The sequence below is a fragment of the Sphingobium sp. genome, assembly GCA_035196065.1.
Lineage (GTDB): Bacteria > Pseudomonadota > Alphaproteobacteria > Sphingomonadales > Sphingomonadaceae > Sphingorhabdus_B > Sphingorhabdus_B rara.
In genome coordinates this window covers 2,752,673-2,775,664 of record CP136575.1, presented here as the reverse complement: position 1 = coordinate 2,775,664, position 22,992 = coordinate 2,752,673, and the positions used below count along the sequence as shown (strand labels likewise).

23 protein-coding genes and 1 tRNA gene are annotated in these 22,992 nt (G+C 56.7%); 12 read left to right on the top strand and 12 right to left on the bottom strand.

The genetic code is table 11. The annotated features are described in order from the left end of the window. Positions 1-33: 33 nt before the first annotated feature. Positions 34-1,212 (bottom strand): acyl-CoA dehydrogenase family protein, encoded by a 1,179-nt coding sequence (locus tag RSE16_13405; protein ID WRH75685.1) that lies wholly within the window; start codon positions 1,210-1,212, stop codon positions 34-36. 155 nt (positions 1,213-1,367) lie between these two features. Between RSE16_13405 and RSE16_13400 the strand changes: the two genes are divergently transcribed. From RSE16_13400 to RSE16_13385, 4 genes are all read left to right on the top strand, one after another. Continuing rightward, on the top strand, positions 1,368-2,165 hold the full coding sequence (locus RSE16_13400) for an enoyl-CoA hydratase-related protein (GenBank protein WRH75684.1): 798 nt from the start codon (positions 1,368-1,370) through the stop codon (positions 2,163-2,165). Positions 2,166-2,330: 165 nt separating this feature from the next. Further along, on the top strand, positions 2,331-2,786 hold the full coding sequence (locus RSE16_13395) for a hypothetical protein (GenBank protein WRH75683.1): 456 nt from the start codon (positions 2,331-2,333) through the stop codon (positions 2,784-2,786). Further along, the gene (locus tag RSE16_13390) at positions 2,768-5,095 is read left to right on the top strand and encodes a glycosyltransferase family 4 protein (protein WRH75682.1); all 2,328 of its coding nucleotides are present in this window, start codon (positions 2,768-2,770) and stop codon (positions 5,093-5,095) included. Before RSE16_13395 ends, RSE16_13390 begins: the two co-directional genes overlap by 19 nt. Positions 5,096-5,098: 3 nt before the next feature. Beyond that, positions 5,099-6,382, top strand: coding sequence for a glycoside hydrolase family 130 protein (locus RSE16_13385; protein ID WRH75681.1), 1,284 nt, complete (start codon positions 5,099-5,101; stop codon positions 6,380-6,382). Between the two features lie 140 nt (positions 6,383-6,522). Here the strand turns inward: RSE16_13385 and RSE16_13380 are convergent, their stop codons facing one another. Then, on the bottom strand, positions 6,523-7,299 hold the full coding sequence (locus RSE16_13380; GenBank protein WRH75680.1) for a response regulator: 777 nt from the start codon (positions 7,297-7,299) through the stop codon (positions 6,523-6,525). Positions 7,300-7,504: 205 nt separating this feature from the next. Between RSE16_13380 and RSE16_13375 the strand changes: the two genes are divergently transcribed. The 3 genes from RSE16_13375 to RSE16_13365 are packed head-to-tail and all read left to right on the top strand — an operon-like array spanning position 7,505 to position 9,948. Continuing rightward, positions 7,505-7,687 (top strand): NepR family anti-sigma factor, encoded by a 183-nt coding sequence (locus RSE16_13375; GenBank protein WRH75679.1) that lies wholly within the window; start codon positions 7,505-7,507, stop codon positions 7,685-7,687. A gap of 1 nt (position 7,688) precedes the next feature. Beyond that, positions 7,689-8,273 carry a sigma-70 family RNA polymerase sigma factor gene (locus RSE16_13370; protein ID WRH75678.1) on the top strand — a complete coding sequence of 195 codons (585 nt, stop codon included), beginning with the start codon at positions 7,689-7,691 and terminating at the stop codon, positions 8,271-8,273. Further along, the gene (locus RSE16_13365; protein WRH75677.1) at positions 8,248-9,948 is read left to right on the top strand and encodes a sensor histidine kinase; all 1,701 of its coding nucleotides are present in this window, start codon (positions 8,248-8,250) and stop codon (positions 9,946-9,948) included. Before RSE16_13370 ends, RSE16_13365 begins: the two co-directional genes overlap by 26 nt. A 69-nt stretch (positions 9,949-10,017) precedes the next feature. Here RSE16_13365 and RSE16_13360 read toward each other — a convergent pair whose 3' ends face one another. Together RSE16_13360 and RSE16_13355 are read right to left on the bottom strand one after the other, a co-directional pair. After that, positions 10,018-10,359 carry a hypothetical protein gene (locus tag RSE16_13360; protein ID WRH75676.1) on the bottom strand — a complete coding sequence of 114 codons (342 nt, stop codon included), beginning with the start codon at positions 10,357-10,359 and terminating at the stop codon, positions 10,018-10,020. 18 nt (positions 10,360-10,377) lie between these two features. Then, positions 10,378-10,647: a GlsB/YeaQ/YmgE family stress response membrane protein gene (locus RSE16_13355; protein WRH75675.1), complete on the bottom strand. Its 270-nt coding sequence runs from the start codon at positions 10,645-10,647 to the stop codon at positions 10,378-10,380. A 498-nt stretch (positions 10,648-11,145) separates the two neighbouring features. On the opposite strand from RSE16_13355, the gene RSE16_13350 reads away from it, so the two are divergent. Together RSE16_13350 and RSE16_13345 are read left to right on the top strand one after the other, a co-directional pair. Continuing rightward, positions 11,146-12,717, top strand: a complete 1,572-nt coding sequence (locus tag RSE16_13350; protein ID WRH75674.1) for an HWE histidine kinase domain-containing protein — start codon at positions 11,146-11,148, stop codon at positions 12,715-12,717. Positions 12,718-12,949: 232 nt separating this feature from the next. Then, positions 12,950-13,219, top strand: a complete 270-nt coding sequence (locus tag RSE16_13345) for a hypothetical protein (GenBank protein ID WRH75673.1) — start codon at positions 12,950-12,952, stop codon at positions 13,217-13,219. A 149-nt stretch (positions 13,220-13,368) separates the two neighbouring features. Here RSE16_13345 and RSE16_13340 read toward each other — a convergent pair whose 3' ends face one another. Further along, a complete protein-coding gene (locus RSE16_13340; protein ID WRH75672.1) occupies positions 13,369-13,833 on the bottom strand; it encodes a CHRD domain-containing protein in 465 nt (154 codons plus the stop codon). A gap of 148 nt (positions 13,834-13,981) precedes the next feature. Between RSE16_13340 and RSE16_13335 the strand changes: the two genes are divergently transcribed. Beyond that, positions 13,982-14,485, top strand: coding sequence for a DNA starvation/stationary phase protection protein (locus RSE16_13335; GenBank protein WRH75671.1), 504 nt, complete (start codon positions 13,982-13,984; stop codon positions 14,483-14,485). Positions 14,486-14,624: 139 nt separating this feature from the next. Here RSE16_13335 and RSE16_13330 read toward each other — a convergent pair. The 6 genes from RSE16_13330 to RSE16_13305 form a co-directional block, all read right to left on the bottom strand. Beyond that, positions 14,625-14,700: transfer RNA gene (locus tag RSE16_13330), tRNA-Thr, on the bottom strand. A gap of 27 nt (positions 14,701-14,727) precedes the next feature. Beyond that, positions 14,728-15,603: a hypothetical protein gene (locus RSE16_13325; GenBank protein ID WRH75670.1), complete on the bottom strand. Its 876-nt coding sequence runs from the start codon at positions 15,601-15,603 to the stop codon at positions 14,728-14,730. Between the two features lie 81 nt (positions 15,604-15,684). Next, positions 15,685-16,932 (bottom strand): mechanosensitive ion channel, encoded by a 1,248-nt coding sequence (locus tag RSE16_13320; GenBank protein ID WRH75669.1) that lies wholly within the window; start codon positions 16,930-16,932, stop codon positions 15,685-15,687. A 186-nt stretch (positions 16,933-17,118) separates the two neighbouring features. After that, entirely contained in the window at positions 17,119-18,102 is a 984-nt protein-coding gene (locus RSE16_13315) for an NADPH:quinone oxidoreductase family protein (protein ID WRH75668.1), read from the bottom strand. Next, positions 18,099-19,421 (bottom strand): replication-associated recombination protein A, encoded by a 1,323-nt coding sequence (locus RSE16_13310; protein WRH75667.1) that lies wholly within the window; start codon positions 19,419-19,421, stop codon positions 18,099-18,101. The genes RSE16_13315 and RSE16_13310 overlap by 4 nt, the downstream gene beginning before the upstream one ends. After that, complete coding sequence (locus RSE16_13305; protein WRH77364.1) at positions 19,418-20,581, bottom strand: glycosyltransferase family 1 protein; 1,164 nt, start codon at positions 20,579-20,581, stop codon at positions 19,418-19,420. The genes RSE16_13310 and RSE16_13305 overlap by 4 nt, the downstream gene beginning before the upstream one ends. Before the next feature lie 70 nt (positions 20,582-20,651). Between RSE16_13305 and RSE16_13300 the strand changes: the two genes are divergently transcribed. Both RSE16_13300 and msrA read left to right on the top strand, forming a co-directional pair. Continuing rightward, a complete protein-coding gene (locus RSE16_13300; GenBank protein WRH75666.1) occupies positions 20,652-21,335 on the top strand; it encodes an MOSC domain-containing protein in 684 nt (227 codons plus the stop codon). 74 nt (positions 21,336-21,409) lie between these two features. Next, positions 21,410-22,024 carry a peptide-methionine (S)-S-oxide reductase MsrA gene (gene msrA, locus RSE16_13295; GenBank protein WRH75665.1) on the top strand — a complete coding sequence of 205 codons (615 nt, stop codon included), beginning with the start codon at positions 21,410-21,412 and terminating at the stop codon, positions 22,022-22,024. 30 nt (positions 22,025-22,054) lie between these two features. Here msrA and RSE16_13290 read toward each other — a convergent pair whose 3' ends face one another. After that, a complete protein-coding gene (locus RSE16_13290; protein WRH75664.1) occupies positions 22,055-22,990 on the bottom strand; it encodes a hemolysin family protein in 936 nt (311 codons plus the stop codon). Positions 22,991-22,992 lie beyond the last annotated feature (2 nt).

Sequence of the window (22,992 nt, the reverse complement as noted above, 5' to 3'; positions counted from 1 at the left end):
AGAAAGGCGGGAGAAAAGACTGTACATGGCCAATTACCAAACAGCGCCTTCGCTAGCAAACTCGCGTAGCAAATGCTTGGCAATCTGTAATTGCATGATCTGGCTGGTACCTTCGTAAATGCGCAGGATGCGGGCATCGCGGAAGAAGCGCTCTGCAGGATATTCGGCGAGATAGCCTGCGCCGCCATAGATTTGGACGCAGCGGTCAGCGACACGACCGCAAGTTTCGGACGCAAACAGCTTGGCGGCGGCCGCCTTGCGCATGATCGCCTCGCCGCGATCAGCACGTACGCAGGCATCGGCGATCATGCATTCGGCTGCATAAAGTTCGGCCTCGCTGTCGGCGAGCATCGCCTGGATCAACTGGAAATTGGCGATTGCCTCCCCAAAAGCCTTGCGTTCAGTGGCGTAGCGGATTGCCGTGTCGAGGATGCGGCGGCCCATACCGACGCCCATGGCTGCAACCGAAAGGCGGCCATTGTCGAGGCTTTGCATCGCGATCTGGAAACCGCGTCCTTCCTCGCCACCGACCAGAGCATCAACCGGGATTTTGACATCTTCCAAGATGATGTCGGCAATATGTGCGCCGGTCTGTCCCATTTTCTTGTCGGGCTTGCCTATGCTGATCCCTGCACTGTCCATATCCACGATGAAGGCGGAGACATGGGCGTTTTTGGGCAATGCCTCTTTCGAGGTGCGTGCCATGATCAGGCCGATTTTCGCATGGGGCGAATTGGTGATGTAGCGCTTTGTGCCATTGAGGACATAGCCATTGCCATCGCGTGCCGCAAAGGTTTGCATCGCCGCACTGTCCGATCCGCTGCCGGGTTCCGTTAGTCCGAAACAGGCGATCTCGCCGCTGGCGATACGGGGTAACCAGTAAGCTTTTTGCTCAGTGGTACCGAAATTCTTGATCGCGCTCCCGGTCATTCCGACATTGATCGACATGGTGGACCGATAAGCGGGCGCAGCATAGCTTATCTGCTTCACCGTTTCGATATATTGGCTGATGCTCATCCCGGCGCCGCCAAATTCTTCGGGAATGGTGATGCCGAACAGGCCCATCTCCCGCATTTCGGAGAGAATATCGTCAGGGATGCGATCATTGGCGATCACATCGTCTTCCGCCGGAATTAGCCTTTCACGCACATAACGGCGCAGTTGATCGATAAAGGCATCAAAGATTTCGGGGTCCATGCTGGGGTTGCTCATAATTTGTTCCTCAAATTGGGCCTCGCGGGCATCACCTGTCATCGCAACAACTTTTCCTTCAAGCGGACCGATCGCTCATTCCTTGCCTGTGGCTTGTTTAATTGCTTAGTTAAACTGGCATTGCCTCACATATCCGGATTCGGAAAGCCCTGAAAATGTCTTATGAAACTATATCGGTCGAAAGCCGCGACGCCATCGAAATCCTGACGTTGAACCGACCGGATGCGCTCAACGCGCTTTCGGTGAAGATGACCGAGGAACTGAACGATTATTTCGGAGGATTGCAGCAGCGTAGCGAGGTGCGGGTTGTCGTTTTGCGCGGCGCAGGGCGCGCCTTTTGTGCAGGCCTTGATATCAAGGAACATCGCAGCGGCAGTGACGACGAACCGGTCATTGCCAGCTATAAGACCCAGACCGAAATCGGTAATATTTATCGCAAAATGCGCAGTTGCCCGCAGCCTATCATCGCGCTTGTTCATGGTGCAGCGGCAGGTGGCGGCCTTAGCCTCGCCTTGGCGGCAGACGTGCGCTACGGCGCACCATCGCTGAAAATGAACGCTGCTTACATCCGCATTGGGCTCGGCGGCTGCGACATGGCGTCCAGCTATTTCCTGCCGCGGCTGGTGGGGGCGTCGCTTGCCTCGGAGATGATCCTCACTGGACGGTTCATAACCGCCGATCGCGCGTTGCGGTCGGGACTGGTCAGCGAAATCATAGACGAAGACGGCTTGCTTGATGCAGGCTTGGCGCTGGCCGAAGAGATGCTGGCAACAACTCCATGGGGTTTGCGCCTTTCGAAGCAGGCGCTCAACCTCAACATCGACGCGCCCAGCCTCGATCATGCCATGGCTATCGAGGACCGTCAGCAAATCGTGCTTGGTCAGATGAGCGATTCCCGCGAAGCGATGACAGCATTTGTCGAGAAGCGAAAGCCGGTCTTCAAGAGTAAGTAGTGCGAAGTAAAATGGGTCGGCCTTAACTATTTGCTTTTGGCAGTGTTGCTGCGGGGTTGCCCTGCGCCAGTCCGCCGTTGATCCAAACGACAGTGCCGACAACGGAATATGCCGTTGCGGACGCATAGGGGCAATGTTTGAACCACGGCCCTTCCGTTGACATGCTTGTTTGATAAGCCCGAAGCGCAGCGCGGTGTTTCGCAAAAAAATTTTCGGTGCTGGGAACCAAAGCTGTCGGACGGTGTTTCCGGAATGTCGTTCGGAGTTTTACGCCCCCGTTTGCTCCGGATGAACATTCAGCGGAGGCCCCGGTCGAACTATCGGCGGGGGTCCATCCCGTTTTTTCAGCTCGGCGACGGTACCTTTAAAACCTTTAATTACAAAGGCGATGCGACCGCTGGCGCATGGATTATTGGTTTTGACTGGGTCATGCTGCGCCATTTTAAAGAGCCTAGCAACAGGCGGCGGAACATTGTGGCGATCCCGACGTTAAAGGGGTGTGTGCACATCAGCAAACATCAGGCCGACCTGTGGCAATCATTCAATCCACGGCCGGATGTCGCCGTCACGTCAATCCTTGAAATCCGATTGGGTGGTTATCGATGCTTGAGAATATTCTGACAAAATCTGACGATGTCCTGCGTTTTCCGCATGGGTTGCCGATCGCCGGTGTGGCTGCAAACGGTGTTGGCCATATCGCGGTTGTCGGCAATTTCCCGCCAACCAAATGCGGCATTGCAACCTTTACGCAGGATATGGTCGATTCGCTTGCGGCCGTTTCGCCAAAAACGCAGTTGGATATCTACGCAATGGTATCGGAGGATGCATGCGCTTGCCCGTCCATGGTCAAGACGATCATTCCTGAAAATGATCGGGAGGCCTATCGCGAGGCCGGTAAAGAGATTGAACGTAGTAAGGCGGAAATCGTCTGGCTGCAGCATGAATTCGGTCTTTTCGGCGGCGAGGCGGGCGAATGGATCATCGACATGCTGCGGCACGTCGCAGCGCCACTTGTTGTGACATTGCATACCGTATTGGAAAACCCCACCCCGGAACAACAGCGCGTGATGCGCTGGCTGTCTGATCGCGCCGCACGGTTGGTTGTCATGTCGGATGAAGGCCGCGCGATATTGGAGCGTGTCTATCGCGTCGAGCCCGACCGTATCGCTATCATCCCGCACGGCGTGCCCGACCGGCCCTTTGGCAGATCGCGCGAGATGAAGCAGCGCCTCGATCTGGACGATGCACCCCTGCTGATGACATTCGGTCTGATCTCTCCGGGCAAAGGGATTGAAACCGCGATCGCCGCGCTGCCGGCAATCTGTGCCGAAAACCCTGGTGCCCGTTACTGTATTGCCGGCGCCACCCACCCGAAACTGCTTGCCTTCGAAGGTGAGGCCTATCGCGAAAAGCTTGAGCAACTTGCCCGTGAACTGGGCGTTGAAGATAATATCCTCTGGATCAACAAATATCTCGATAAGGAGGAACTTCTCGATCGGATCGAGGCCGCGGATGTTTACCTGACGCCTTATGCGTCGGCCGACCAATCGACGTCGGGGACGCTGTCCTACGCGCTAGCACTGGGCAAGGCCGTTGTTTCCACGCCCTACAAACATGCACGTGAATTGCTTGCCGATGCCAAGGGTGAACTTGTACCTTTTGCAGATCCAGCGGCGCTCGGCGATGCCGTGAACGCATTGCTTGCCAATCCCGATCGTCTCGCTGCAATGCAATTGCGCGCGTATGAGGCTGGACGTGCGACGACCTGGCCCGAATTTGCACGGCAAACCCTGCGCATGTGCGAACAGTTGCGCGTGCGCAAGTTTATCAAGCTGCCACGCCACCCTTTACCCGAAAACGGGCTATTCCGACTGACGGACAATTGCGGGATTATCCAGCATTCGGTGCTTTCGATTCCTGATCGCCACCATGGTTATTGCGTCGATGATAATGCGCGTGCGTTGATGCTTGCGCATCGCAGTGAAGGCCGCTTTGCCGCCATGGCGGGAACCTTTGCGGCCTTTGTCCAGCACAGCTGGAACCCCGACGCCCGGGCGTTCCGCAATTTCATGGGCTACGATCGCAACTGGCTCGAACCTTCAGGGTCGACTGATAGCAATGGCCGCACTTTATGGGCGATCGGCGCGACCGTTGCGGAGGCGCGCGATCCCGCCATGCGGCTCTGGGCATCCCGGCTATGGGCTGAGGCTGCACCGATCGCGCTTGATTTCACATCGCCCCGAGCAATCGCATTCGCCATGCTGGGTGCCGATCTAGCCCTTTCGGCTGACCTTGAAAATCGGCATGCCAAGGCAATATTGGACTATGGACTGACCTTCCTATGGAGTGCGTACAAGCATTATTCGCGTCCCGGCTGGCGGTGGTTTGAACCCTGTCTTGCCTATGATAATTGCCGCCTTCCTGAAGCGATGCTGCGAGGCGCGGACAGGTTAGGCAATGATGTGGCGGCGCTTCAGGCGCTAGAAGCGCTCGATTGGATCGCGCTGTTGCAGACCGAGGCTGGTCATTTCCGGCCAGTGGGCTCGAACGCCTTTGGCGCGTTGGACATTGCTGGCGATCCGTTCGACCAGCAACCGGTCGACGCTTGGGCGATGATTGACGCTGCGCTGGCCGCCTATCGTTACGAGGCTGACAGCAAATGGTTCGACACGGCCGAAGCGGCCTATGGATGGTTCCATGGTCAGAATGATCGCGGGTTACCGCTGGCGGTAACGGCCGTTGGCGATTGCTATGACGGCATAACCCCTGTTGGCGTCAACCTGAATCAGGGTGCAGAATCGGTACTGGCACTGCATATGGGTCAGGCATCGATGCAGGAATTGCGCCGTCTGGCCGAGAGCGGTGAGTTAGCGGTTCCGGTTGTGACTGCCGCAACCAGGACCAATGCCTCGCGGTCTCTCTCGGTCTAATCTGTGATTGACGGCTGGACGCATCCACTAAGGCTCAACGCTGATCCCGGAAGGGTGGTCGTAAGGCCGTTTCATCTTGCCTGGCAGGCATCCGGGCCGGATCTCAGTCGGGTGCAGAAACTGGCACAAGCCATCACTGCGCTCGATAGTCGAACCGTGCGCGGCGAGCTCGGTGTCGTGCTGGGTGATTTTGCCGAACGACACTGGCAGATTGAGGATGTTTTCGAGCGTCGGTTTATCGAGATCAGCCCAAAATTGGGGCTATCCGGCCCTGAACCCCGCCCGGAAATGCGCAAGCTGATTGGTGCTTATTTCTGCCATGAATATAGCTACGCCGCCGCAGCGCTGATGAACCCGACCGTTGTTCGCCACCCTGACCAGTCGGGCTTGCAGGACGGAAGCGTCAGGATCGTGCTTGCTTTGCGCGCGGTGGGTGAGGGGCATATTTCGACCATTGCATTTCGTGAGGCAATCATCGCCGAAGGGCGCGACCTGCAACTGCATCCCGAGCCGCTGTTCGCAACTGCTGCGCTGCTTGACCATGAGACCGAACAGGAGATCGTTGCGCCGGTCGTGCGCCGCCACCCCGACAGTTCGATTTCGGGGACAGTCATTTTCCCGATGACCGAAGCGCAGCGCAACGGGCTGGAAGATTTGCGGCTTGTCGAATTCACCCACGATGATGGGCGGCGCGAATTTATCGGCACTTATACCGCGTATAGTGGCCATTCGATCGGCTCTGAATTGCTGCGGACTGATGATTTTGATCGCTTCAGACTGTCGCCGATCAATGGCGATGCTGCCCGAAACAAGGGGATGGCGCTGTTTCCTCGCAAGGTTGACGGCGAATATCTCATGCTCGGCCGACAGGATGGGCAAAATCTCTACCTGCTGCACTCAGATCGGTTGGATTGTTGGGAGGGGGGGCAGTTGCTTCTCGAACCCCGCTACCCATGGGAGTTTATCCAGATAGGGAATTGCGGCCCGCCAATTGAGATCGACGAGGGCTGGTTGGTGCTGACGCATGGCGTTGGCGCAATGCGCAAATATTCCATCGGTGCGCTTCTGCTCGACAAGGATGATCCCAGCATCGTGCTCGGCCGATCAGTGCAGCCCATTTTGTCCGCAGTGGATGAAGACCGGGAGGGCTATGTGCCCAATGTGGTCTATACTTGCGGCGCGATCCGTGTCGGTGCCGACCTTTTTCTGCCATATGGCGTTGCCGATAGTTCAGTCTGTTTCGGCTTTTTTCCCATCAACTCGATTTTGGCATCGATGCACGGTTGAGGCAAAAATTGTGGTGGTGCGAAACTTTATCGTGCGGCCACTGTGTAACCGAAATTGAGACTGTTTGACTTTCGTTCCCAAAAAATCCCCAGTTGTCAGGGCTGGCGGTTCATTCTCCGGTTTTTCGTCCTTGGGCGGTGTCAGACCGCATCGGCATGAACCTGAGTTTCGCGGTGAACCAGCAGGGCTTGCCAGATCGTCGCAGCCACCGTTTCCGGTTCAAATGGCTTTGTGATCAGATAGGTTGGCTCGGGCCGTTCGCCCGTTAGCAAGCGTTCGGGAAACGCCGTAATGAAAATGACCGGCAGCATTTCGTGAGCCAGGATATCGCGAACGGCGTCGATGCCGCTCGATCCGTCGGCAAGGCTGATGTCGGCCAGAACAAGTTCAGGGTGCATTTCCGAAGCGTGGCGCACGGCTTCATCACGGGTGCGCACGATGCCGGTGACTTCATGATCGAGCGATTCCACGATGCGTTTCAAATGGAGGGCGATGATCGGTTCATCCTCAATGATCATCACCCGTGCCGTAAGTTGGTCATTGATTGCAGAGCGCGCATCGGCGACATTTGCTTTGATTGCATCGGTGTCGATGTCCAGAATGGTTGCGGCTTCTTCGGCCGAGAAGCCTTCAATTGTAGTCAGCAGGATCGACTGGCGCGCCTCTATTGGCAAATTGCCGACCACGCCGTCCGCAAGTTGGATCAATGAGATCATTGGCGGGTTCCATAATTTATGAAAGATCCGGAAAAGCTCAACTTTCGGGATGCTCTCACGACTAAATGACCCGGGCTCTGCGATCAGAGCCTCCAACGTTTCCCTGACCGCGGTGTCCCCTGCAGATTGTGACCCGGTTAAGGTCCGGGCATAACGCCGCAAGTAGGGCAATTCTGTTTGCACGGCATCACGTAATGACATGAGATTTCCTCTCTATTGTCTCATTATAACCGATCGAAATTTTTTTTGTTCCCGCCCTCGGAACATTTTCAGGGGTAACGCATTTTTACTCGAAGTGAGACCGCCAGTTTGCGATTGTGGCAAATGCAAAGAGGGCTATCGGCCAACCCGGGTTTTCGCTGCCATCTGCCTAATTTCAGGCCGATGGCAAAAAGGGGCGTGATGAATGAACAAGAATAAAAATGATGGAGAGAAGGTCAGCAAGGTGCGCACAGGGTCAGCATTCGACCCGGTTGAGGCTGCACTGAAGCAACTTTATGATCAGGTTGCATCCGAATCCATTCCTGATGATTTCATGGCTTTGCTCGACCGTCTGGACGGGCAATCGGGCCCGGCGAAGCGCAAATAACATGGCGGAAAACGCAGCAGGTCCCGTTGATGAACAACTGGAAGAATTCAGGGCGCAAATGATCGCCTTGATCCCTTCGCTGCGCGCATTTGCACGCGGGCTATGCCGCGACCGCGATCTTGCCGATGATCTGGCCCAAGAGGCGATGATGCGCGCATGGGCGGCGCGAAACAGCTTTACGCTGGGTACAAATTTTCGTGCCTGGATGTTCATGATCGTCCGCAACCAATTTTACACGAGCAAGCGCAAGAGTGCGCGATTGGCATCATGGGATCCCGAAGCAGCTGAGCGACTTCTGGTGCAACCCCCCAATCAGGAAATGCATTTCAATCTGCTCGATCTGGATAAGGCGCTCAATCGACTGCCGGTTCAGCAGCGTGAAATGCTGCTGCTGGTTGCTGGCGCGGGCATGAGCTATGAAGAGGCATCCGATGTTGCCGGGTGCAGTCTGGGGACTGTGAAAAGCCGCCTTGCGAGAGGGCGTGCGGCGCTGATGCGCTTGATTGAAGGGGAAGATTCGTCCGAACAACCGACCCCTTCGGCAAGTGGGGGGAATGTCGATGGCAGGGCGAACAATCCGCACTAACCTGATATGGGTTCTATTTGCGGCAATTTTCCCTTTGGTCACAATTACGGCCTGGCAGATATGGCTGGCCGTTGAAGACTCTCGCGAACTGGTTGCCAACCGCTTGCGTGCCAATGCTTGGTCCATTGCCGAAAGCGATCGTGATCCGTTCGTCATTGCCGGGCATTCGCTGTCGGTGCTCGCAGCGCAGCGAGATGTGCAGTTGATCGGCTCTGCTTGCAGCACAAATCTTGCGGGCGAACTGCGCGGTGCAACGGCGATTGTGAATTTCGTGCGCGTGGATGCCGATGGGAAGCTTCGCTGCGCAGTGCTGCCCTTTGCTGATGGACATGACATGTCGTCGGAAAACTGGTGGCGCGCGCGCGAAGGGCGGACCAGCCTTTACTTGGCCGAGCCAAAGGTCGGAGCAATATCAGCTCTGCCCGTGCTGATGATGGTGAAGCCGATAATGGCCGCAGATGGAGCCTTCAACGGCACAGTAAGCGCTAAAGTCAGCATTGCCCATCTGCGACGTTCGATTGAGGCCAAGACATCCGCTAGCAGTGTGGTGTTCGTGGTCGACCGGCAAGGCCGACCGTTGGTGGGCGCCGGTCGCGCAGGTTTCGAGAAATTTGATCAGGTCGTGATGGCGCGCGAGCGGCCGCATATGTTGAGCGGGCGCGATGGAAAGCGCTGGACCTATGTGTCCGCTCCATTTTTCGCGGAAGAACTTTATATTGTTTATGCTGAACCTGCCAAAACCACTTGGAAATCAACATTATTTCGTATGTGGCCGAGCCTCTTACTTCCTCTTTTGGCGCTGCTGTTTACGGGGGTCGCGATATGGGTGTCCACTCGGCATCTGATCCTGCGCTGGCTGGAAAGATTGCGCGATCTGACGGCGCGCTTTGCAAAGGGTGACTTCAACGGAGCGTTGCATGAATTTGATCGTGCGCCCACCGAACTAGCACAATTCGCGTCTGATTTGCATGACATGGCCCAAGCCATCGAAAAGCAGGAAAGCGATCTGCGTCATGCATTGTCTGTCACGACAGCGCTGACCAAAGAGGTCAATCATCGCGTAAAAAATAATCTTCAGATCGTTAGCAGCCTGCTTGCGCTTCAGGTTGATCGGGTGACCGATCCGGTTGCACAACTGGCTTTGTCACAGGCGCGATCCCGCATTGTGGCGCTCGGCCTGATCCACAGATTGCTGTATGAATCGGACCATGGGACTGCGGTTGGAACGGCCGATATGGCGCAGTTGCTTGAAGGTTTGTGCGCCCAGTTCCGGCAGACCTATAAGACCCGCAGGGACATTGAACTGCATTGCCATGCGCAACAATTTGCTCTTCCCGCAGATCAGGCTGTCCCGGTTACGCTTTTTACAGTCGAAGCTGTCGCCAACGCTTTCCAGCATGGATTTGGGGAGGGCCGGGTTGGGAAGATCAACGTGGATTTCACCGCCAGGGATGGCGAGGCAGAAATGCGCGTGGAGGATGATGGCACCGGCTTTGCCGATGCGACTAGCGCCGGAAATACCGGAATAGATCTGATCCGCGCCTACGCAGAACAGGCGGGCGGCAAAATCGACATCAGCAGTCAGCCGGGCGCAACGGTTTTGTCGATGCGTTTTCCGCTGCAGATTGAAGGTGCACCCGCATCGAACACGTCGGAGTCTCTGGCGTTAAGATAAGGGCTGCCACTTGGGCAGCCCTTCGATCTTTCTGGATCTGGCCATTTGGCCAGCGATTTTTGAAGCGGATTAACGCTTCTCTGTCGTCGTCACAGTGCTTGTTCCGTCGCGGACCTTGTCGGCCTTTTCTTCGATCGCATCGGCCTTGCTTTCGGCGCTGTCACGAACATTCTGTGCCTTGTTTTCCAAGGACTGCTCAGCATTGGAATCGACGCCGTCAATCTGCTTGTCGAGCGTGTCGGCCCGGTTTTCCATGGCATCAGCCTTTAGATCAGCCTGTTCGCGCGTTGCGTCAGCGGCTGCCTCCATATTGTCGGCTTGCGTGTCGCCTGCATCGGTGGTCGATTTGTCACATGCCGCCATGGATAGTGCTGCGGCACCGATCAGGCAGAGATTTGCAATTTTTTTCATGAGCAATGCTTCCTTATTCTAACGCGGCGTTCCGCGGCGGACGAGATTGACCAAGGCCAAAAGCAGGATTGCACCGATTAGCGATGCCAAGAGTGATCGGAAATCAAACGCACCCGATGTGATGGGAGCACCGCCGATCATCGGCGTGATGATAAAGCCGGCGATGACTGCGCCAACGATCCCCACCACTATGTTCAAAATAACCCCTTGCTGGGCATCGGTGCGCATTATCAAGCTGGCCAGCCATCCGAGGATGCCTCCAACCAGCAAAATCAATATGATGTTCATTGGTTTGTCTCCGTTATGGAAACAGGTAAACCCCGGATGCTGATTTAGGTTCCCGACAGGCAGAGAAGACGAACCGGGTTATTTGCGACGCTGACTGCGCTTATTCCTCGTGATAGTTAGGTGCAGCTTTCTTGCTTGCCGGATGACGATCATAAACCTGAACATAGAAAAGCCAGGGTTTTGCGACCCGTTTCCTGTGCTTGCAATCAAAGCTTATTGTCGAATAGCAAAGACATGCAGACGGCATCACAACCGATTTTCCAAAATGTGATGCCGTCTGCAGAGGCCCTTATTCGACTGGGCCATTTGCACTGTCATCTTGATCACTCGCGATGGCAAAACGATCAGCCTAGTTCGATCTTAACAGCGCACTGAAAGCGATGTTCCATCGCTCGGCAAATCTTTCCAACATTCCCGCACCGGGAAACTAATGCGGTTCTGCCGCGTTACGAGGGCAACAATATGAGGGCGTGGCTTTGATTGGCGGGTAAACATAACATGGATAGGTCGCTCGAAGCGCGGGTCCGAAAGCATGATTGGTTGGAACGTCATTCACGCGCTTTTCCGCTTGTCGTTTTTGCCTTGTCGGTTGCGCTAGTCGTGGTTGGTGCGGTCGCTTCGGAAACGTCCGAGCGCGCCGCGATTAGCGAGCGTCTCGAGGTTCAAGAGGTTGAGTTGAAGCAAGCGATCATGCGGCAGGAGGCGGCCTATGATGCCGTCCTGCAGGTCGGCGCTCTATTCTTGTCGCACGTCGATTCCGGTAAGGAGCAATTCGAACAATTTGTAAGGGCCGCTGCACTTTCCATCGACATTGATGGAGCGCGCGGCGTTGGTTGGGCATTTATAGGCGATGATGGCACAGGCAAGATAGCTTCGGTCAAGATTACCTATCTGTTCCCGTCAAACCCTGGAAACCGGTCTGCGATCGGTTTCGACATGTATCGTGAACAGAAGCGCCGCGATGCTATTGACCGGGCCATCGCAACCGGAAAGCCCACAACAACGGCTCCGGTTGTTTTGATGCAAGACCTGCGGCGGCACCCAAAGCTGGGTTTTCTGATTTACAAGCCGGTCCCAACTGGCGGCAAGTTGCCAAAGGGGATGGTCTATGTTGCGTTTCGCGGCGACGATTTTCTGCAGAGCCAATTGTCCGCTATCCCGCATCCACCCTCTTATGCCGCGCTTTATGCCGGGTCGATCGCGGCGTCGAACTTGCTTGCCGAAGCTGGAGATAAAAGCCGAAACCTATTCTCGCGGTCCACCCAACTCGATTTTGGCAACACGCAATGGACGCTAGTCATCGCAGGTGCACCGCCTGCCATGCTGTCATCCTTCACGAAATGGTTCATTTTTGTCGGCCTGATCATTTCAGGCATGTTGTTGTTCATCACCCGAATGTTGGTGCGCGCTGCAGCTTATGATCGTGAAGCATTTGAATGGCAGTTTCGACAGCTGCAGATTCGTAAGACGCTGAACCGCGAACTTAACCATCGTGTCAAAAACACCTTGGCGAACGTGCTGTCCATTTTGGCACTCACCAAGCGTCGGTCGGCAACGCTGGACGAATTCGCTGATAGCCTGGCCGCACGGATACGCGCGCTGGCGGCGACGCATGGATTGCTGACGCAGAATGAATGGTCGAACGCTGATATCCGCGATATCTTTGAGGCGGAACTGGCCCCGTTCCTGCACAGTACCGGGCCCGTTATCGCGATTACCGGTCCCAACATCAAACTCGCGCCCAATATTGCATTGTCGCTTGGCTTGGCGGTCCATGAACTGGCAACCAATGCCGCGAAATATGGGGCACTGACGGCTGCGACCGGCCGTGTGGACATCGTCTGGCGAAGCATTGGTGATCGAAAGGCGGAGATTATCTGGTCAGAAACGGGTGGCCCGCCGGTCAAACCTCCTGACTGGCGCGGGTTCGGACTCGAGCTTTTGGAAAGTATTATGTCGCAGGAGTTTTCAGGTGCTGCCAAGCTCGAATTCCTGCCGGCAGGACTTTGCTGTCAGCTGACAGTGCCCGTCGGACCCTTGCCCAAGGTGGTGACGCCGTTGCCGATATGAATTGCTACTGGGAACAAATGGGCGGCCTTATCGTTGGCAACGTGCCATTCGATAATTGACCCTCCTAACTTCCGGTCGAATGGCCTGATACTCGAGCCTCTGCGCGGTACCTCTCCCAGATCCCCCCAACGACCACGCAGAGGTTTCTTTTTCCGGCAATGAAATCGTGCGGAACTCTGGCTGGCCTGACGCGTTCGGCGAACAGAGTTTATATACCGCCGCGGAGATTGCGATGAACTTAGCCCTTTTGCTGCTCATTGGTGGTCTGGTTGGCTGGGTCGCCAGTCTGATCGCCCTGAAGGATGATCGTCATATCATTCTGTTTAATGTCGGTACCGGAATGGCCGGAGCATTGTTGACCGGGTTAATGGCCTCGACGTTGATTGACGGCGCATCAAATTTGAGATCAGGCCTCTCGATAGCGACGCTATCTCTTGTTCCGTTGGGCTCCGCGCTGATGGTGATGCTGATTACTTTCCTTCAACGTTGCGCTGCCCGTTAGAACCGGAAGGAGTGCGACGACACGCCGGGCGAACCGTCAGCCATCCGCAACAACATTCGGATTTTCACCAGCCGCGCGGTGCGGATAACACACTCTGGTGAAAATCCGGGTAAAGCCCGGTGCGGTTGCCGCACCGGGCTTTGCTTTGATCAACTGCGATGAAATTGGCCCCTGATCGCGCCATTCGGATATTCGGTAGTGTTGATGACGATATAATAGCGCGAAGGATTGTTTTCGATCCGATCCTCAATCCACTCGGCGCGTCCGACGCAGTTTTTCCAACCGCCTTCATTCGCGTTTGTGAGCCGCAAGACGACAGCGCCATTTGTTCCGGGACGACCGCGATTGATTGTGACGCTTGTAATGTCGCTGAGATTGCGAACGTCATTCACATCATAGCAAATCTGGTTTGCTTCGTCAGATACCGTCAGTTCTGCTCGGGCATAACCATCATTATCCCGGCTGGAGCCGACGATGTTGGCACCGCTCAGTTCGGCGCGGTGGGTTTCGGCAAACGCTTCGGCGACGCCCTCCTCAACGGTTGCGCATCCGCCTAATGCTATTGTTGCCGCTGCTGTTGCGAACAGGAACGGCTTGTGGGTCCAGTTGACCATTGCATCATCCTTTCGATCATTGATCTATTGTTGCCGGCATTGAGCAGGCCCACTGAAAACAGTTGTCTTGCCGCTTCGTTCCTTTCGGGGGTTTGGAACCAAGCGGCCGACGGCACGTTCTCATCAGACACAGAGATGGAGTAATGGCATGACGATCAACAGCCTGGGCCCTGAACCGGGGGTCGAAACGATAGACACCGGCATCGACGATTTCAGCACCGAGCAATTGGCCGATGTCCTTTCCGACGCACTGGCAGATAGCTTCACGCTCTATCTGAAAACCCTTGGCGTCCATTGGAACATCGTCGGTCCGGCATTTTACGGTATCCATAAACTGACGCAGGACCAATATGAAGATCTGGACGCCGCGATCGACGAAATTGCCGAGCGCATTCGGGCCTTGGGGCATGTCGCCCCCGCCGCCTTTGGTGATTTTCAACAGCGCAGTATGTTGCAAAGCAAGACGACGTTAAGCGATGCGAAACAGATGCTGGAAACGCTGATCGAGGACAATGAGACGGTGGCACGGCGGATGCGCGACGCCGTTCGCATCGCCGATGAATTTGATGATGTCTTCACCGCGGACATGTTGACCGCGCGCATCGGCCGGCATGAACGGAATAGCTGGATGCTGCGCGCGTCGGTTGCTTAGTGCGACATGCAGTTGATTGCAGGCATCGTTCCAGCCTTGCCGCACAAGGCTCTTCGGTTCTTGCTAAACCGTAGCGACAACCTGCCGCGCCCGAACGCCAGCATGGCGAACCGATAATAGAGGAAGGGTCGTGGAAATATGGTGCCGGCTACAGGATTCGAACCCGTGGCCCCCTGATTACAAATCAGGTGCTCTACCAACTGAGCTAAGCCGGCGCGCGATGCGTGGAAGCGCCTTTAGCGTCAAACCACGCCAAAGGTCCAGCCTTCTGTTTGGCGAATTTGGTCATCTAGTATTGGCGGCGACCATAAAAGCGGATCTGCGCTGGCGCAACGCATCCATGCCGCGGTGATCAGCGCGTCGGTGGCATGGTCGTCCATACGGTTGAGCCGTTGTGGAAGCCCCGCGCTAAGTGCGCCCAGTGCCTTGGCCAGCGTTTCGATGTCACGAACCTTGCTGCGATTGGCAGGCAGGCCGGCGGCGCGCGCTGCCATGCTGGTATAAATCTCGACAATCACCGGCCCTGTTTCTGGCAACGGATCGAATGGCCAAATCGGAATGCGCCCCTGCAGTTGGTGCATCATTCGCATCCCGGTAAGTGAGCTTTTGCCGACCTGGCCTGCACCGACAAGGTTGAAGCAACTCCAGCTATTGGCCTGGCGGGTGGCGCGTTGGTGCCGTTCGACTTCGCGTAGCCGGCCAATGCCGGGAAGGAACAGGTTGCCGACATCGCCCTTGGCGTGACGAAAATGGCGGCGCGCCTCTGGGTGAGCGAGAAAGGAATTTGCGCCAAGATGCGGCTCGCCTGCGCTGAGCGTTTCGACCAGAGCCCAAAGTCCGCGTGCGTCGGTCGGACTCATCTCCCATTCGGGAAAGAATGCGTCCTGATCAATAAAGGGAAAGCCGAGGGAGAGGTCGAGGCCGATCAGCATGTCGGCCTGCGTTTCGGCCAGTTGCAGCAGCCAGTCGCGGATCGCGGCGCGAGACCATCGCTGCTGCATAGGCTGCACCAATTCGGGTGCGTTTTCCGACCCTATGCTTGCCACAGCAAGGCCGGGTGGATGCGCACCAATAGCGCCCGACCAGTCGATGCAGGTAAAGGATGTAAAGCGTCGCATCGGCGTGCTTTGCCGCTTGCTGCCCCAAAAGAAAAGGGCGGGTTTGACCCGCCCTCCAAGTCCCGTTCTGGTAAAGTAGATTTATTTCTTCGTGGCGGATTTCGCCGACGTAGCACGTTTCGTGGCCGTTTTGGCAGCAGGCGCCTTGGGTGCGGACGTCTGCGGGTTGCGAAGGTCGGCAAGCGCGCGTGCCGCAGCATCGCGGCCCCCCAGCCCGAATGCGAGAGCAAAGGCGACCGCCGCGCCAATCGCAAGTGCAAGGAACGCATAATCGACGATCATTCCGCCAATCTGCATCTGCTTCAGCCCGATGAAGACGAACAGGCCGGTGGTGATCCAATAGGTTACATTGGAAGCAATGCCTGGCCCGGTAGCATCGGCAATTAGATTGCGCAGGATATTGGCAATCAACACGCCAAGGGCGATCAGCACGGCACCGAAGACAACATTGCCCGCCTGAGCCAAGACCGTCTGCAATATGTCGGTCAGCTGCGGAAAGCCGAGCATGTTGGTGGCTGCGATGGCAAAAAAGATCATGATCGCAACGGTGACAATCGTGGCGATGACGCCGGATGCCTTGCGGCCTTCAGGCAGGATGCCCAGTTCGTCAATGGCCCGGTCAGCACCAAGGTTTGGCAACAGGTCGCGGATCAAGCCGCTGATCCAGCGCGACAGCACGTAACCCAGGCCGAGAAGCAGGCATGCGCCGATGATCAGCGGGATCGCCTGAAACACCATGTTGAGCAGGTTCATTGCTGGTTCGGTGATTGCCGAAATTTCCAGCATCTGAAGTGCCGCGATGGCGACAGGGATAATCACTAGCACATAGACAATCGTGCCGATGGTCTTGGTGATCGCGCTGTTGCCAGTTACAGCCTCAACCCCGCCTTTATTGGCCCATTTGTCGAAATCGACCGTGCCGAGCGCAGTTTCGACCAGATCGCGCACAATCCGTGCGATCATCGATCCGATGAAGAATATAGCTGCGGCGAAGACGATATTGTCGAGATAGCCGATGAAGTTGGTGAGCAAGCCTTGGACGGGTGTGATCACGCTGTCGAAACCCAGTTGCTGCAAAACGGCGAGTAAGCCGAAAAGCCAGACCAGGAGCGACACAATCTTGCCCAATGCCATGCCGACACTTTCACCGTTCGACGTACCACGCCGAAGGAAACTTATCTGGTCGACCATCTTCGCAAAGGTCCATTTGGCTGCCTTTGCGAGCGCCCATGTGACTGCAAGAATTACGAGTGCAAAAAAGATTTTCTCTGCCCAGACCATGAATAGCGCCTGGTCAAAGGCGTAACCTGCAAACTGCAAATTTTCCATGTCGTCCCCCCCTTTAAAACGGCCCTCCACGAGCCAGGAACGAAACAGAATTTACCATGTAATCAAGGTTCTGGCAAATAATTGCTGCGCTTTATGTTGCGCACAAAAAAGTTGAGTCAAAGCAATGATTTGATTCGCTCTTTCACCATTTCACCATTTCACCAGAGTTAAAGGTGGAGCGCATCATCAGCATATTGTGATTGCCACGCGACCGATTGCTTCGCGCCGTTCGATTATGCGCAGCGCGTCCGCTGTCTGTGCGAGCGTGAAGCGGTGCGAGATGTGAGGACGCATAACTCCCCCGGCGGCGAGTTGTCTCAAGGCAGCAGAGGTTTGGCTCGCCAACGCCGGATCGCGGCGGCTTGCTTCGCCGGCACGCAGGCCGATCAGACTATAGCCTTTGATTAGCGCATGGTTTGCGGGAAATTGCGGCACTTTGCCGCTGGCAAAGCCGACAATCAGGAAGCGTCCGCCCCAGGCAATGGCGCGGGTTGCGGTGATCGACAACTCTCCGCCAACGGGATCAAATACGACATCGCAGCCCCTGCCACCGGTCAGTTCCTTCACCTTTTGCGCAAGATCGGGATCAGCCGGGTCAAGCGCATGGTCTGCGCCGGCGTGAAGGATCGCCGCACGTTTTTCCGCGCTGGAGCCTGTGCCGATCACGATGGCGCCCTTATGCTTGCCCAAAGCGACGGTGGCCATGCCGACACCGCCCGCGGCGCCAAGAACGAGCAGTGTTTCGCTCGGCTGCAATACCGCTTTGTCATGGAGTGCGTGCCATGCCGTAGATGCTCCGGCGCGCCAGCAGGCCGCCTCCTCCCATGTCAATGCGTCGGGTTTATGGGTGAGCGCGCCAGCAGAAACCACCGCCTGTTCGGCAATACAATCGCCCTTGCCGCCGCCCATGACCGCGTCTCCAGGCGCAAACCCGCTGACGTCAGCCGCAACCTCGATGACCTCACCAGAAAACTCCATGCCGGGTATGAAAGGCGGATCGGGGCGGAATTGATATTTGCCGTAAGTCATCAGCAGGTCGGGAAAATTCAGTCCTGCGGCGCGGATTGCAATCCGCAGTTGGCCCGGCCCAAGCGGTGCAGGTTCACATGGTTCGACGCGGATGCTGTCGGGGCCTGTCAAGGCGGTGCATATTGCTGCGCGATAGCTCATCGTTTGCCCCTCTCTTTACGAAGGCCTTCCCAATGTGCCAGTCGCTCGGCGATCTTCGCCTCAAGGCCGCGCGGGGCAGGGCGATAGAGCGCGACCGGCTGCATCTCGTCCGGCCAATAGTTTGCGCCGGAAAAGCCCTCATCACTATCATGGTCGTAGGCATAGCCCTTGCCATAGCCAATATCCTTCATCAGCTTTGTCGGCGCATTCAGGATATTGGCTGGCGGCATCAGTGATCCGGTCTCGCGGGCCAGCTTCCACGCGGCTTTCTGCGCTTTGTAAGCGGCATTGGATTTGGGCGCGGTTGCGCAATAGAGGCAGGCTTGGACAATCGCCAGTTCGCCTTCGGGGGAACCAAGAAACTCATAGGCGCTTTTTGCAGCGATACATTGTTCCAGTGCGCGTGGATCGGCAAGACCAATATCTTCCACGGCAAAGCGGGTGATGCGGCGCAACACATAGAGCGGTTCTTCCCCCGCCACGAGCATGCGGGCGAGCCAATAAAGCGCGGCCTGCGGATCGGATCCGCGCATTGATTTGTGCAGCGCGGAAATCAGGTTGTAATGCCCTTCCCGATCCTTGTCATAAACGGGCATGCGCCGGTGGAGCAGCGCCGCCATGGCTTGCGGATCGAGAAGCGGATCGGGTGGTGCGATCGCAAACAGCGTTTCGGCCTGGTTGAGCAGGAAACGCCCGTCGCCGTCTGCACTGGTGATCAGCGCATCGCGGGCAGCTGCTGTCAGCGGCAATGGCTTGCCTTCGATTGCTTCTGCCCGATCAAGCAACTGGCCCAACGCAGATTCATCGAGGCGTCGCAGAACCAGCACCTGCGTTCGGCTCAGTAACGCGGCATTGAGCTCGAAACTGGGATTTTCGGTTGTCGCGCCGACCAGGGTGACGATGCCTTTTTCCACAAAGGACAGGAAGCCATCCTGTTGCGCGCGGTTGAAGCGGTGGATCTCGTCAACAAATAGCAGTGTCGCTTTGCCGGTGCGGGCCATCTGTTCGGCCTCGGCAAAGGCTTTTTTAAGGTCCGCAACGCCCGAGAAAACAGCGGAAACGGCCATATAGTGCATCCCGACCGCATCGGCGAGCAGCCGGGCAATGCTGGTCTTGCCTGTGCCCGGCGGCCCCCAAAGGATCATCGATGACAGCCGACCGGCGGTAACCATGCGCCCGATTGCGCCTTCCGGCCCGGTCAAATGTTCCTGTCCGACAATATCCCCCAGATTCTGCGGCCGGATGCGGTCGGCCAACGGGGCGTTGGCGACGCCGCCCGCCTGCGATGCGTGCGGGGGATCGCCGAACAGGTCGGTCATTTGCCGTCGGCCTTTATGCTGCGCTGGCGCAGCAGCCGCAAATAGGTGTCGGCGACCGCCTGATTGATTGCGTCCCAGCTATAGTCAAGGCTGCGCTGTTCGCCGGCCTTGCCATGTTCACTGCGCAGGGCCGGGTCTTCGCAATAACTACGCAGAGCGTCGGCAAATTGGGCGATGGCCCCAGGGGAAATCAGGCGGCCCGATACATTGTCGACGACAAGGCTTTGGCTGCCGGTGGCCTTGGCAGCGACCACGGGCAGGCCGCAGGCCATGGCCTCCAAGGTCACATTGCCGAAAGTTTCGGTCACACTGGGGTTGAACAGCATGTCCATGCTGGCGACGGCACGGGCCAGATCGGGTCCGGCCTGAAAGCCGACGAAGTGCGCGTCGGGGAGGCGATTTTCAAACCAACTGCGCGCCGGGCCTTCGCCGATCACGATTACCTTATGCCGGATGTCGCGCCGTCGGAGCTGGTCGATCGTATCCGAAAACACGTCGAGCCCTTTTTCCATCACCAGTCTGCCGAGGAAACCGATGGCAGGCATGTCATCCTCAATGCCGATGTCGCGACGCCATTGCAGATCGCGGCGGGCTGTATTGAAGATATCCCGATCTACGCCGCGCGACCAGATGTCGATGTCATAATTCATCCGTTGTTCGCGCAACACCTGCGCCATCGATTCGGACGGTGCCACCAGCGCATCGCATTTGCGGTAAAGCTTGCGCAGCCATGCTTCGACCACCGGCTCCAGAAACGACATGTTATAATAGCGGAAATAGGTTTCAAAGCGGGTGTGCACCGATGCAAGGACGGGCAGTTGCCTGTCGCGTGCCCATTTTGCGGCCTGACGCGCGACGCGATCCGGGCTGGAAATATGTACGATATTGGGTGCAAAACCCTCCAAGTCGCGCTTCACGGACGCGGAAAGCGACAACGGTATGCGATATTCCGGGCGGTTGGGTATCGCCATGGACGGCACGCTGACGAGATCGCCGGTGGGCGGGAAGGCGGGTTCCTCGACAGTCGGTGAATAGACACGCACTTGCGCGCCCTGACGCAACAGATATCCGACGAGCCGGTTTAGCGCTTGGTTCGCGCCATCGCGCACATAATTGTAATTGCCGCTAAAAAGCGCAATGCGAAGATCGCTGGTTTGCATCGGCAGGCTATTAAAGCGGCAATGGCGGATTGCCAATGGCCAAGCCAAACCAGTGGCGTTACGATCAGCCATGATCCAGACATTCATCGACGCGCTGCTGACAGGGCAGCCTGTGCCTTTCCGCGCTGACGGTGCGATGAGCACGATTGGAACGCGCCAGCCGGTTCAGGACAAGCTCCGGCTGACGCTGCGCGGTTTTGAGGGTGACCGGGTGGGTGATCCCAGCGTCCATGGCGATGCTGATAAGGCGGTGCATATCTATCCCGCCGAACATTATCCGGCTTGGCGCGACGATTTTGCACAGCAAGGCTCGGAGCCCCACCCGCTGCTCGATCGGCTAGGTGGCTTTGGCGAGAATATCAGTGCCCGGGGAATGACCGAAGAACGTGTGGCGATCGGTGACCGTTTCCAGATTGGCGAAGCGCTGGTTGAAATCAGCCAAGGTCGGCAGCCCTGCTGGAAAATCGACCATCTTTTCGGAGTGAAGGACATGACTGCAAGCGTCATCCGCACTGGCCGAAGCGGCTATTACTTCCGGGTGATCGAGGAAGGCAATGTGGGACCGGATGACCAGATTATCCAGACGCATGGCGCTACACATGGTTGGACGGTGAAGCGGGCCTTCCAGCTGTTGATTGGCGGTGGGCACAAAATGGCGGGCGCGCAGGATGCGTTGCGTGAACTTTCCGATCTGGAAAGCCTTGCTGCCAACTGGCGTCGGCGCGCGCGGCAATTGCTCGACGGCATGGCCTAAATCATTTTGATGCAACCTTTGGGTGTGTTGTTCGTATCTTCTGCAGGCGTTGAAGAATGGAGTTGTGATAAATAATGAAGAAACTGGGTCTCATGGCTTTAGGACTGGTGTTGGCGATCATTGCTGGCACTTCCATGGCAGCTGCGCGCAGTGAGCGTGCGCATCCGAAACCCGAACGGGCGACTGCCATTTTCGCAATGGGCTGTTTCTGGTGCGCCGAGGCGGATTTTGAAAAGGCAGCGGGCGTGATCAATGTTGTGTCCGGCTATACCGGTGGACGCACGAAAAACCCTGATTATGAATCGGTGAGCGCAGGTGGTACGGGCCATTATGAGGCAGTGCTGGTGACCTATGATCCATCGAAAATCCGCTATGCGCAATTGCTGTCGCTATTCTGGAAAAATGTAGATCCGTTCGATGCGGAAGGGCAGTTTTGCGACAAGGGCGAAAGCTATCGCGCAGCCATTTTCCCCAGCAATGAGAGCGAACGCAAGGCTGCCGAAGCATCGCGCGATTATCTGGAAGGCTTTTTCAAACGCCCACTCGCTCCGCGCATCGTCCCGCGCGTAACCTTTTATCCGGCAGAGGACTATCACCAAGATTATTCCCGCAAGAACCCTCTCCGTTATCGCTATTACCGCAGTCGCTGCGGCCGCGATGAACGGCTGGAGGCTGTCTGGGGGAAATAATGGCAGATCCGCGAAGCGGGGGTTTTAAGTTCAACCCGCCGCTTCTCCGATCACTTCCGGCCGATAGAGCCGCACACGGGTGACGCGCCGTTCGTCGCCATCGACGATTTCGATCTTCCAGCCGCTTTCCCCATGTACAAGCACATCGCCGACCGCTGGCACCTGGCCGGCTATAACAAAGGCAAGGCCACCGATCGTGTCTACATCCTCGTCCACCTCGGACAATTTGGCGTCAAGTTCGTCGGCCAAGTCATCAAGTTCGGCGCGGGCATCTGCTTCCCATATGCCGGGTGAAGTCTCTGCAAACATGTCCTCGGGTTCGTCGTCATGTTCATCTTCGATCTCGCCGACGATTTCCTCGACAAGATCTTCGATGGTCACAAGACCTTCGGTGCCCGAATATTCATCGATCACTATGGCAAGATGCGTTCGCGTCCTGCGCATTTCATCAAGCAGTTCGACCACACCCATGCTTTGCGGAACATAGCGTGGCTGGCGGATGAATGGCTCAAGGCTGTCGGGCTTTTCCTTGCCTTCGGCCAGCACTGCAAAGATATCTTTCACGTGGATCATGCCCGTGATGTTGTCCAGCGTGTCCTTGTATACCGGCATCCGGCTATGGCCATGCTCGGCAAAAGCGGCCACGGCTTCATCAAAACTGGCGTTTTCCCGTAGACCGAGAATATCGCTTCGCGGCACCATCACGTCATCGACGCGGTTTTCGGAGAAATGCAGCAGGTTGCGCAGCATCTCGCGCTCCGGGGCAGACAGGTCTCCGTCTTCCTCGGCTTCTACGCCTTCCTCGACATCCTCTTCATGTTCGGAAATTTTCTCTTCAAGCTGCTCGCGCAGCGTAGGCTCATTGTTCCGACGCCAGATCAGCGCTCTGATGCGCTTCCATAATCGGCCTTCGCCATTGTCATCGGATCGTGTTTTCGACCCGGTAAAACTGTCGCCCTCCGGCATCA